Origin of the sequence: Pseudomonas sp. FP2338 (assembly GCF_030687515.1) — a bacterium.
Taxonomy (GTDB): domain Bacteria; phylum Pseudomonadota; class Gammaproteobacteria; order Pseudomonadales; family Pseudomonadaceae; genus Aquipseudomonas; species Aquipseudomonas salomonii.
Window position 1 is genome coordinate 1146254 of the sequence record NZ_CP117436.1, and the last position, 11772, is coordinate 1158025.

At 60.0% G+C, this 11772-nt stretch carries 8 protein-coding genes; 1 reads left to right on the forward strand and 7 read right to left on the reverse strand.

Annotation, left to right across the window (positions count from 1 at the left end; genetic code table 11):
- Window positions 1–7: 7 nt before the first annotated feature.
- The 7 genes from algG to yaaA all read right to left on the reverse strand — a co-directional run bounded on the left by algG (window position 8) and on the right by yaaA (window position 10345).
- Complete coding sequence (algG, locus tag PSH96_RS05070; RefSeq protein ID WP_305457884.1) at window positions 8–1576, reverse strand: mannuronan 5-epimerase AlgG; 1569 nt, start codon at window positions 1574–1576, stop codon at window positions 8–10.
- On the reverse strand, window positions 1576–3063 hold the full coding sequence (locus PSH96_RS05075; protein ID WP_305457886.1) for an alginate export family protein: 1488 nt from the start codon (window positions 3061–3063) through the stop codon (window positions 1576–1578). Before PSH96_RS05075 ends, algG begins: the two co-directional genes overlap by 1 nt.
- Entirely contained in the window at window positions 3060–4583 is a 1524-nt protein-coding gene (gene algK, locus PSH96_RS05080; RefSeq protein WP_305457888.1) for an alginate biosynthesis TPR repeat lipoprotein AlgK, read from the reverse strand. The genes PSH96_RS05075 and algK overlap by 4 nt, the downstream gene beginning before the upstream one ends.
- A gap of 9 nt (window positions 4584–4592) precedes the next feature.
- Window positions 4593–5759 (reverse strand): alginate biosynthesis protein Alg44, encoded by a 1167-nt coding sequence (locus tag PSH96_RS05085; RefSeq protein WP_056858948.1) that lies wholly within the window; start codon window positions 5757–5759, stop codon window positions 4593–4595.
- Window positions 5760–5795: 36 nt separating this feature from the next.
- A complete protein-coding gene (gene alg8, locus PSH96_RS05090) occupies window positions 5796–7277 on the reverse strand; it encodes a mannuronan synthase (protein ID WP_305457891.1) in 1482 nt (493 codons plus the stop codon).
- A gap of 83 nt (window positions 7278–7360) precedes the next feature.
- On the reverse strand, window positions 7361–8677 hold the full coding sequence (locus PSH96_RS05095; protein ID WP_056858946.1) for a nucleotide sugar dehydrogenase: 1317 nt from the start codon (window positions 8675–8677) through the stop codon (window positions 7361–7363).
- Window positions 8678–9565: 888 nt separating this feature from the next.
- Window positions 9566–10345 (reverse strand): peroxide stress protein YaaA, encoded by a 780-nt coding sequence (gene yaaA, locus PSH96_RS05100; protein ID WP_056858945.1) that lies wholly within the window; start codon window positions 10343–10345, stop codon window positions 9566–9568.
- A gap of 120 nt (window positions 10346–10465) precedes the next feature.
- Between yaaA and PSH96_RS05105 the strand changes: the two genes are divergently transcribed.
- Window positions 10466–11590: a polysaccharide deacetylase family protein gene (locus tag PSH96_RS05105; RefSeq protein WP_305457894.1), complete on the forward strand. Its 1125-nt coding sequence runs from the start codon at window positions 10466–10468 to the stop codon at window positions 11588–11590.
- Window positions 11591–11772 lie beyond the last annotated feature (182 nt).

Below are 11772 nucleotides of genomic sequence, written 5' to 3' on the forward strand. Positions count from 1 at the left end.
GTCATCCTCAGTCCTGCATTTGGGTCTGGCGTTCGACAGGGTCGATCAGCACGGCTTTCTGCTGGCGCACCAGCAGGTCGAGAATCTCTTCCTGGCGATCGCCCAGCACGCCGGCAAAGCTGATGCCGCTGGATTTGGTCGGCGCCAGCATCGATACGCGGTACAGCTCGATGCTCAATGGCGAATCAATCGACAGCGGCCCGCTGCCGTTGCCGGCCAGCTCGCCGCCGACCACGATCAACGAGACTTTGGTGTCAAACGGGTCGAGGGCGATGTCGCGGTCGGTGTCGGTCAAATCCTTGATGTGCCCGTACACGCCGGTCAGCCCGTTGGCCATGGCGGAGTTCTCGTACAGGCGAATGTTCACGCTGTTGCGCACGCGGATGCCGTGGCGACGGTTGGCGATGACCTTGTTGCCCCACAACAGGTTGTCGCCGCTCTCATAGAGGGTGATGCCGTCGGTGTGGTTGCGGTAGATCTCGTTGTCGGCGATCAGGTTGTTGACGCTGTTACGGTCGATCACCAGGCCCGAGAGCTTGTTGTCGTAGCTGCGGTTGTTGAAGATGAAGCTGTCGTTAACCTCACGGGAAATGATGATGCCGTGCTTCTTTTTGGTGCCGTAGACGGTGTTGTCGGCAATGATCAGGCCGTGGGAACGGTCGTGCGGGTCGATGCCGTAGACGATGTTGTCTTTGTAGGTGTTGCCCTTGATCACAAAGCCCGTGGTCTCGTAGCAATAGAAGCCGTACCACATGTCCGAGAACTCGGAATCGATGATCCAGCCGGTCGGTTCCGCACGCTTGAGCACCTTGGCCATGTTCGGCGTGTACTGGGAAATACTCACGCCGTACGACTTACTGTTGGCGTAGCCAAAGCTGGCCATCTTGGTCTTGGAGATGTAGGTCTCGGTGCCGCCCCAGGCCAGCAGGAACGGGCGGAACTCCTTGGGCGACTTGAACAGCGCCGGGCCGTTGGTCTTTTCGTCCCAGCCGGTGATTTTGGTGTCACGTACAAACAGCTGGCCGTCGTTGATCAAGAACGAACCCGCTTGCTGGGACAGGCGCAGCTCCTGAGTCTTCTTGTCGATGTCGAGGATGCCTTTGCGCCCGACCACAATCGGCAACTTGGCCAAAAACACCCCCGGCGAGGTTTCGCTGAGGTACTGCTTGGGCACTTTGCCGAGCAGGTCCTTGAGGTTCATGTAGCCGTCGTCGACAAAGATCGCCTGGGGAATGCCGTGCTGGCGCACCACCCATTCGGCCATCTTGTTATCGCCGCCGATAAAGTCCTTGAGCGCGTCTTCCTGCATCATGCGGCGGATGCTGACTTTGCCCGGCTTGCTGCGCACGATCTTCTTTTCCATCGCCGCCGCGGTGTAGCCAGTCAGGTCGGGCAGCGCAGGCTTGGGCATTTCCAGCGGCGCGGTCGGCGGGCTGGAAATGGTGTAGGTCTTGGCCTGTTGCAGTTCCTTGGCGATGGTCGGCGCCTTGGCCGCCGTATCGGCAAAGGCTGTGGCGCTGGCCATCAGCATTGCCGCGACGAGTAGGCTTTGAGCATTCATTGCGCAGGCTCCCATCAGAATTTCCAGACCACGTCGACAAACGCGCGGTGCATGTACGAGTCGACCTGGCTGCCGTAGGCGTCACCCGGCTTGAACACGCCTGCACGCAAACGCACGAGGGCCGAGGGTTCGTCGATTGACTGGCTGAGGGCGGCCGGCAACAGGCCCTTCTTGAAGTACTTGGTGACCACCAGGTCCATCTCCTGACCCAGGTCTTTTTTGCCGTCTTCCAGCGGTAACGAGGTGCTGGAAAGAATCGCGCCGGTCACGTCGTCGGTGTTGTTCTGCACCGCATCGATGCCATTGCTGCCCACCGGCTTGTTGCCGTCGACGCGCCAGAACTTGTGATAAACCAGGCTGGCGTCATAGTCCTCGCGCAGCTGCCAGGAACCGAACAGGCTCATGGACTGCATGTTGTTCATCTCGCCGCGAAACGCTTCGCCAAAGCGATGCACGCGGGACTGGGTGCCGGTCCAGTTCGAACGGTTGCTTTGCAGGCCGTTCTGCTCGTATTCGGCGCTGGCGCGGGAATAGGCCGCGCCGACCTGCCACTGCGGGTCGAGGCGCAGGCGCACGCCGATATCAGTGGCCCAGCCATTCACGTCGTCGCTGCGCTTGGCCTGGGTTGGGCGGGTGCCGTCGGCGTTGAGGGCATTGACCGTGTCGCGGTTGCCTTTCATGCCGGTGACGCTGGCCCAGTAGTTCACTGTATTGGTGTTGCGCCAGTTATAGGCGTCGCTGTTGGCTTCGATGCCGAGCCAGGTCAGGTCGCCGTTCTCGCGCTTGTCCAACGAGTCGGTCGCCACGCCCGGTTCCGGGTAGTCGAGCTTACCGTTGTCATGGGTGTGGTGGGCGCGCAAGCCGATCCACTGGCCTGGGGTCCACTGGTAGGCGGCGTCGGCGTAGAGGTGCTGGCGGTCCTTGTCCTTGGGCGACAGCTCCTTGAGGTCGGTGCGGTATTCGCTGAAGCGTTCGGCGACGCCGACATTGGCCTTGAGCAGGGTGGTATCGAAGGTCCAGTTCAGCGCTTCGATATTGGTGTCGCGCCATTGGCCGTCGTCATTGCGCAGGCGTTGGCGACCCAGCTTGAGCAGCTCGCCCGGGTAAGGCGTGAAACCGCTGTAGCCGACCCAGAACTCGCGCATGGCCAGGTAGTTTTTCTTGGCCTTGCGGTCGTTGTTGGTGGTTTGCTGATTTTCGTCATCGGCCGATTGTTGCAGGGGGTCGGTCTCGATGATGTCACTCGACACGACCGCCTGCCCCATGGCGTAGGCGCTCCACGCGCCGCTTTCGCCGTAGACCCACGGGCGCAGGTCGAGGCCGATGCCATTGACGTCGCCGCCTTTTTGCGTGCCGAGGTCGCGGTCATCTTCGGACTGTGCGGTGGCTTTGACTTCCAGGCCGAAGTTCTTGGCTTCGGTGAGCGCGGCCAGGGTCGGGCACGACCACAGCAGGGCGAAGGTCAGGCCGATACCGGCCTTGACGAATGGGTTGAGCTTCATAGGGATTCCTCGCCGTCTTCTTCTTGCAGGGCGTGCAGTTGCAGCGTGCTCTGGGCCAGGGTGCCGCGCGTGGCCAGTTCCTGTTGCACCAGGCGTTGGCCTTCGGCGCGTTGTTCTGGCGTGAGCGGAGCTTCGAGCTGCGTGGCCAGGTCATTGGCCTCCGGCGTGTCCTGGGCCTTGGCCAATTGGCTGAAGACATAGGCGTTCAATGGGTCGGGCTTGGTGCCCTTGCCCTGGGAAAACAATTGCGCGATGGCGAAGTCGGCGCTGTTCTGGCCGTTGCGTGCAGCGGTCAGCAGGTGGTCGAGGGCTTTTTGCGAGTAGACCTTGCCCAGGTAGCCACGGCGGTAGATCTGGCCGAGGTAGTAATCGGCGGCGACTTCACGGCCCACGGCTTTTTCGAAATGCGCTTCGGCGGCCTTGGCGTCTGCCGGCACCCACTTGCCTTCGTAGTAGAGCTTGCCCAGCAACAGCTCGGCGCGCGGTTGGTCGGCGGCGCGGCCGTTGTCCAGGTACTTCATCATTTGGTCGACGTCGCCCAGTTCGGGGAAGTCGTAGAGCAGTTGCGCCAGGCTGACCCAGGAGGCCGGGTAGCCGGGGGCGATTTTTTCCAGCAGGGCCTGGGCGGTTTTTTCGTCCGGCTGGCCGAGGGTCGCGTCACCCAAGACGCGGGCCACGCTGTCGACACGCTGGGCGGTGACGGTGCCACGGGCGTAACCGGCTTCGAGCTGCTTGAGCAGTTCGGCCTGTTTTTCCGGCTCGGCTTTCTTCTGATAAACCGTGGCCAGCTCGACGTAGCAGATATCGGTGGTGTTCAGCGCCGCCTTGCAGATGCGCTCCACATCATCCAGGTGCTGGTCGTAGGTGCCCTGGGTGCGATACAGCAGCACCTGGGCCAAACCTGCTTCCGGGTAACCCGCCGCCTGCCATTTGCTGATTTGCTGTTGGGCGTTCACGTTGGGGAAGCTGTGCGGGTATTGCAGGTACAGCATCGCCAGCGGGATCAGGGTGTTGCCTTCGCCATTGGCAAAGGCTTTTTTCAGTAGGCCTTCGGCTTCGTGCTGTTCGGCTTCGGTAGCGCCGGGTTTGGCCACGAGCAGGCGGCCCAGACGTGCCTGGGCACGCGGCGACGTATCGGCGGCCGCGCGGTAAGTGGCCTCGGCCTGGCGGATTTGCTCGGGATCGCGGGTGGTGACCTGGATGTCAGCGAGGCCGACTTGGGCTTCGCTGTAGCCCAGGTCTGCCAACTGCTGGTAGTTCTGTTGGGCGGTGACGGTGTCACCACGCTTTAGAGCTTCATTGGCCAGGCGTTGGTCGGGCAGGCCGGCGCAACCGGCCAGAGAGACCGCCAGTGCCAATGTGCAGAACACAGAGGCTGAGTGAAATCTGCTCTGTGTGGGAGCTGGCTTGCCTGCGATGGCGGTGTTGGATTCGCCGCCGCCATCGCGGGCAAGCCCGGCTCCCACAGAAGAGCATTCCCACAGGGGCCGCGGTGTATTTGAGAGAGTCATCACAGGCATGTCCTCCGCTTACAGACCGTGAGCCATGGCTTTATCGATCAGCCAGTTCAGCGAAGGGCCACGGTCGCTGGTGACTTCCACTGGGCGGCCGGCATAGGTGCTGTCCAGCGGTGCATCCGGCTTGATCTGCACGCGAATGTCGGAGGACAAGTCGGCGCTGTTCAGGCTGGTGCTGCTGACGATGGTGCCGGTGCGCAGCTGTTCTTCGTCGGCGACCTGGAAGCTCACCTGTGTACCCGGGCGTACGTCAGCGAACTGGCGATAGGTGAAGCGCGCTTCCACATTGGCCTGGCTGCCGCGTGGCACCAGCTGGAAGATCACATCGCCCTTGCTGGCGTATTGGCCGTCGGCGACCAATTGCTGGGCGACCACGCAATCGCACGGCGAGGTCAGGGTGCCGGTCATTTGCTTGCCGAACAGCTCTTCAACCTTGGCCGGTTGCAATTGGTCTTCGTCCAGATGGCCCTTGAGCACATCGAGCATGCTGGTGCTGAACGTCGCCAGTGGCGCGCCTTTGGCTGCAACCGCGTCGCCTTTGAGCAGGCTCTGCACAGTGCCGTCGCGCGGCATGGTCACGTTCATGCCGGGCACGCTGACAAGGCCGGCCTGGGCGTGGCTGACGAAGTACATGCCGTACACCGACTTGAACACAAAACCGAACGCGGCGAGGCCGACAATGAAGATCCCTGCGCTGAACACCACCGCGCGCAAGCGACCGAACGCGGTCATGCCGCTGCCGCCGTCCTTGACCTTGCGCGCCTTGGTGAAGTTGTCGCGTTGCAGGGTGGCCAGCACGTCGCCCATGGTCACGATGTCGCCGGACAGGTGCGAAGTGATCAGGTGGCGCAGCGTGGAAATATCCTGGGCGTCAAGGTTCTGGAACTGGCAACCGGTGCGGCCGCTTTGGCGGTCGTAGGAGCGAATCTGCAGCTCTACATCCATGGCCAGACCGAGGTTATCGATCACGAACTGCAGGCGGCCCTTGTGCACTTCGCCGACGGTCAGCGGCTGGGTGGCGGTGAACGCCAGGCCACCGGCGGACAGGTCGATCACCCGTGCTTCGGTCTGGGTGCGGTCGGTGTTGAAGAAGCGCAGCTTGGCCGGGATTTTGACCCGGGCATGTTGGCGCTGGGCTTCGGATTCGTGGACAACGTTGGCGTTTACTGGGCTGTTCATATGTTCGATTTCCTAGTTAATTCAGGCTTGGCTGGGTCAGACCATCATCAGCAACACGGCGACGAAAATGCTGCCGGCGGAGAAGGTCATGGTCCGAGACGACCAGGTGTTGAACCAACGTTGAAAGCTGGCCAAATCGCGGGTCAGTTTGGTGTCCTGGCGGGTCCAGGACTGTTGATCAAGGCGGAAGAACACGTAGATTTTCACCAGCGCGCCCATGATCTGGTTGTAATAGAGAATCACCGGGTAGGCCGGGCCGATCTTGTGGCCGGAGCACGACAGCAGCAGGGTCAGGATCAGGCGGGTGATGCCGATCCACAGCAGGTAAGCGAGGATGAACGCGCCGCCGTATTTGAAGGTGGCGATGATCGCCACGGTCAGGCCGAGCAGGGAGGTCCACATTGATACGCGCTGGTCGAACAACACGATGCTGGTGAACAGGCCCAACCGACGCATACCCAGGCCCAGGGCGCGGGAGTTCTGGCGCAGGTTGTTGCCGTACCAGCGGAACATCAGTTTGCGGCTGGCCTTGATAAAGCTCTTTTCCGGTGGGTGTTCCACGGTGTGGATCGCGGCGTCCGGCACGTAGAAGGTGTCGTAGCCCAGGCGCATCAGGCTGAACCAGCTCGACTTGTCGTCACCGGTCAAAAACTTGAAGCGGCCCAGGCGCCAGTGTTGCAGCGAGTCGCTTTCCACGTCGGCGATAAAGCTCGGGTCGGTCACCACGTTGGCACGGAACACCGACATGCGCCCGGTCATGGTCAGCACGCGTTTGGACAGGGCCATGGAGCACATGTTGATGTGGCGCTGGGCGAAGCGCAGCTTGTGCCACTCGCTCATGATGTAGCCGCCGCGCACTTCGCAGAATTCGTTGGTGGTCAGGCCACCGACATTGCCGAACAGCTGGAACCACGGCACGGTCTTGCGCACTACGCCTTCGGCGAGCACGGTGTCGCCATCGATCACCGCAACCACGGCGCGGTCATCCGGCAGGTGGCGCGAGATGGCGCGGAAACCGAATGCCAGGCCGTCGCGTTTGCCGGTGCCGGCGATGCGCACGAAGTCGAGCTTTACGCGCTCCGGCGGGTTCATGCGTTCCCACAGGCTTTTCACCAGCAGCTCATCGGACATCTCCACCAGCGAGCACACCACGGTGGTGGGGAAGCCACACTCGATGGCTTCGCGAATCACCGAGCTGTAGACCTGCGCGGTGGTCAGCGCGTCGATACGGAAGCTGGTGACCATCAGGAATACGTGGGACGGGTCTGCCGCCTTGCCCAGCTTGCGCACCTTGCGGCGCAAGTGCGGGTAGACCACGTACAGGAACAGCATGCCGCGAAAGAAATGCGTAGCACCCATCGAGTAGCGCCAGATGCCGACGGCGCCAATCAGGAAAATAAAATTCTTCGACTCGGAGTCGAACGTACTCGCCGGCAGCAGCAGGGCGAGACCCATCAGCAGGCTGAGAAAGAACAGCCAGCCGGCCGACTGTAGCATCAGGTGTTTTAACTTGGACATGAGCGTCATCCGAAGGTGAAGAAGGCTCCACGCTGCACGTGCTGGGGATCAGGACACATGCAGCGCGAAACTTGCCGTTGCTGTTACCAGCAAATGCCTTCGGTACGGCCACTGACACTGGTGGCCTGGGACATGAAGCCCACCAAGTCGATCACCTGTTTGCCGTGGGGAGCGTTGTGCGCCAGGGCACGGAATTTCTCGTCACGGTTGCCGAGGATGATCACATCGGAGTTGTTGATCACGTCGTCGAAGTCGGAGTTGAGCAGCGACGACACATGCGGGATCTTGCCTTCGATGTAGTCCTTGTTCGCGCCGTGGACACGGGCGTACTCGACGTTGCTGTCGTAGATGCTCAGGTCAAAGCCCTTGCCGATCAGCATTTCCGCGAGTTCCACCAGCGGGCTTTCGCGCAGGTCGTCGGTGCCGGCCTTGAAGCTCAGGCCCAGCAAGGCGACTTTGCGTTTGTCGTGGCCGGCGACGATATCGAAGGCGTTCTGCACCTGGGATTCGTTGCTGCGCATCAGCGAGTTGAGCAGCGGCGCTTCCACGTCCAGGGTGCTGGCGCGGTAGGTGAGGGCGCGCACGTCTTTGGGCAGGCACGAACCGCCGAAGGCGAAACCTGGGCGCATGTAGTACTGGGACAGGTTGAGGGTCTTGTCCTGGCAGACCACTTCCATCACTTCACGACCATCGACGCCGACAGCCTTGGCGATGTTGCCAATCTCGTTGGCGAACGTGACCTTGGTGGCGTGCCACACGTTGCAGGTGTACTTGATCATCTCGGCGACGGCGATGTCCTTGCGGATGATCGGTGCATCGAGTTCTTCGTACAGCGACTGCAGGACATCGCCGGAGGCTTTGTCGAATTCGCCGATGACGGTCATCGGTGGCAAGTCGTAGTCGGCGATGGCAGTGGATTCACGCAGGAACTCAGGGTTCACCGCCACGCCGAAGTCGACACCGGCTTTTTTGCCGGAGCAGTCTTCCAGAATCGGGATCACTACGTTGGCCACGGTGCCTGGCAGTACGGTACTGCGCACCACGATGGTGTGACGGGTGGTTTTGTCACGCAGGACAAAACCGATCTCGCGGCATACCGCTTCGATGTAGTTGAGTTCCAGGTCGCCGTTTTTCTTGCTCGGCGTGCCCACGCAAATCATCGACAGGTCGGTATCGCGGATGGCGTCGGCGAAGTTGGTAGTGCCGCGCAGTCGACCGTTTGCGATGCCTTGGCTCAACAGTTCGCCCAGACCCGGTTCAACGATCGGCGATTTACCCGCGTTTATCAGGTCGATCTTATCCTTGGAGATGTCTACGCCGACCACTTCGTGGCCACGGGCAGACAGGCAACCGGCACAGACTGCGCCAACGTAACCCAAACCAAATATGCTGATGCGCATCGCAATTACCTCGTTGTTTAATACAGGCCATTAGATGGCTGGAGTTCATGTTTGCAAGCGTCACTGATGCCGCGAAAGTTGGGCGAATAGACGCCGACTTACCGCGTGCAGGCATGTTTAATGACGAGTGACTAATAAGTGCACCCAAGGTGTGCGCAACGTGGCCTTGTTATTGGAGCTTGCCCTCAAATGCAGCCGGCCTTCCTGGGAGAAGGGCCTGGCGTCAGTGCCTCAGGGCCTTGATAGAGGCTGATAGCCTTTAAATATCAATGCCTTGGGTTCTCTCACTGACCCATTAGGGGAAGCTTGGCCTTGGCCTTATAGTGCGTGGCAATTCATCCTTGTCGCCGCTATAAACTAATCAATTGGCAATATGACTCCTGAGTCAAAGTTGAAATATGACAACTTTGCTACTTCCGTGGGTTGGTCATGTAAGTCATCTCTTACAGCAACAGAGAATTTCGTTACCGGTGGTATGAGCGGTGCTTTAGGGTGAAGTTCCTGGCCGCTCATCCTGTTTCCGGAAATTTCTTGAAATATTAGAAAAGATGGCACTGGTACTATATTGATAGCACTTGCTATTTGGGCGAGTGGTTATGGGGAGTTGAAGAGAGGGGATAGTTTTGTGCCACTAGTGTTTGAAAAAAGTGGTGCCACTACGAAAAAAAATGACGAATGTCGAGTGAAAGATTCGTTAGGAATTTGCTTGAGGGTTTTTTGGCGCCAAATAAATGACGATATTGGATTTGGAATGCGAACAAAATGTGGGAGCGGGCTTGCTCGCGAATGCGGTCTGTCAGTAACAGATACTCTGACTGATACACCGCATTCGCGAGCAAGCCCGCTCCCACATTGGATCTTTAGCGTCGGTGAGGACGTAACAAGGCCCTATTCCGGTGCGTGATCGCGCAGGAACACCAAATTGTCCGGCTTGGACTGCTCCGCATTGAAGCGATAACCCTGCACGTCAAATGCTTTGAGCTTGGCTGGGTCGTTGATGCGCTCTTCAATCACAAAACGGCTCATCATGCCTCGCGCCTTTTTGGCGTAGAAGCTGATGATCTTGTACTGGCCGTTCTTCAGGTCCTTGAACTCGGTGTTGATGATGCGTGCGTTCAGGGCTGTGCGCTTGACCGCCGAGAAGTACTCGTTGGAGGCCAGGTTGAGCAGCACGTCGTCGCCTTGTTCGGCCAACGCTTCATTCAGCCATTCGCTGATGCGCGTGCCCCAGAACGCGTAGAGGTCTTTGCCGCGGGCGTTGGGCAGTTTGGTGCCCATCTCAAGGCGGTACGGCATCATCAGGTCCAACGGGCGCAGCAGGCCGTAGAGGCCCGAGAGCATGCGCAGGTGGTCCTGGGCGTAACTGAAATCGGCATCGCTGAAGGTTTCGGCATTCAGGCCGGTGTAAACGTCACCCTTGAATGCCAGCAGCGCCTGCTTGGCATTGGCCGGCGTGAAGGCCGGGGTCCAGCTGCCGAAACGGGCGGCGTTGAGGCCACCGATTTTGTCGGAGACGTGCATCAACTCGCTGATTTGCGCCGGGCTCAGTTCGCGCAATTGTTCGATCAGTTCCTGGGAGTGGTCGAGGTATTGCGGTTGGGTAAAGCGCGGGGTGACCGGCTTTGACTCGAAGTCGAGGGTTTTGGCGGGGGAAATCACCATCAGCATGAAGTTGGCTCCTGTAATCGTGGCAGGGATTCTAGGGGGTTGAGTGGTTTGACTCCACCTATGATGGCGATAGGCACGATCCGCTATGATGGGCGGCAACTCTGGAGAGGGAGACCCTGCGTGCGCCTAGCACTTTTATTGTCAGCCTGCTTGCTGTGCCTGAACGCCAACGCCGCGCCGGTGGATGTGGCCAGCCTGGACCGCACCACCTGGCCCGAAAAGCTCAGCAGCCCGGCACTGTTCGATGTCGCCTCACGCGCCGAAATCCTGATGTTCTCCCATGGCCTGCTGGCCAGCGAAAACCAGGATGAGGCCGCCCTCAAACTACGTCTGGGCCTGAAGATCATCAACCTGGCCGCCGTCGACGACCTGCGTCGCCAGCTCTGGCAGCGCTTGCTGGAAAACTACACGGCCGCCCAGCAAAGCTGCGAAGAGGACGCCTCGTTCTGCTACCTGGTGGAAAACATGGACGATCTGCGCGAGCAGGCCGGCAAGTTCCAGGTCAGCGATAACTCCTTCTATATAGGCTGGGCCGGGCCCAGCCATAACTTCCATGAACGCTACTTGGACGAACTGCTGCGCAAAGCCGCGCTGTTCCCGCAGATCAGCAGCGAAGTGCTGCGTTTTGGTGACCACGAACGCAATGGCGACGAGTTGAACGACCGGCTGTTCCTGCTGACCTTCGACGGCGGCCCGGCGCCGGTCAGCGGCAATACCGACTGGCTCACCGACTACCTGCGCAAGCAGAAGATGAACGCCACGTTCTTCGCCCTTGGCAGCAGTTTGCAAACCCGCGTGGAGCGCAGTTCCAGCAGTGACGTGCAGGCGTTGTACCAAGGCCAGTGCGTGGGCACCCAGGGTTGGCAATACCGGTCCCATAGCCATTGGGTCGAGTGGCAAAGCTCGATTACGCGCAGCGCTGCGCTGGTGCAGAACCTGATGCCGGAAAACTACGTGCCGCTGTTTCGCCCGCCCTATGGCCAGCGCCGTGCCGACAGCCAGGGTTTCTTCCAATCCCAGGGTTTGCAGGTGGCGTTGTGGGACATCGACTCCCAGGACGAACCAGGCAAACTCAAGGCCGATGAATCGGCGCAACGGGTGCTGACGTTGATGCTGTTATGGCGCAAAGGCGTGATTGTGTTTCACGACACCCAGGACAAGGCGCGGGTGGCATTGCCGATGTTATTGCAGGCAACGGCGCAAAGTGGCTTGGGGTGGCAGGACTGCCGGGAGGCATTTCGCTGAAGTGCCCGGCCCTGTTAGGGATGGGGGATTTCAGGGGTGATTTTGTGCGACATTTCGATGCAGGCGGACTTCCGACTTTAACGGGGTCACTGGCACTCGGCTAGTGCTATTCGTCATCCTGAAAAATAAACTTCAAAAAAGCGTCAAAGTGCTTTTTCCTGTCATGGGTTTTGCGGTATTAC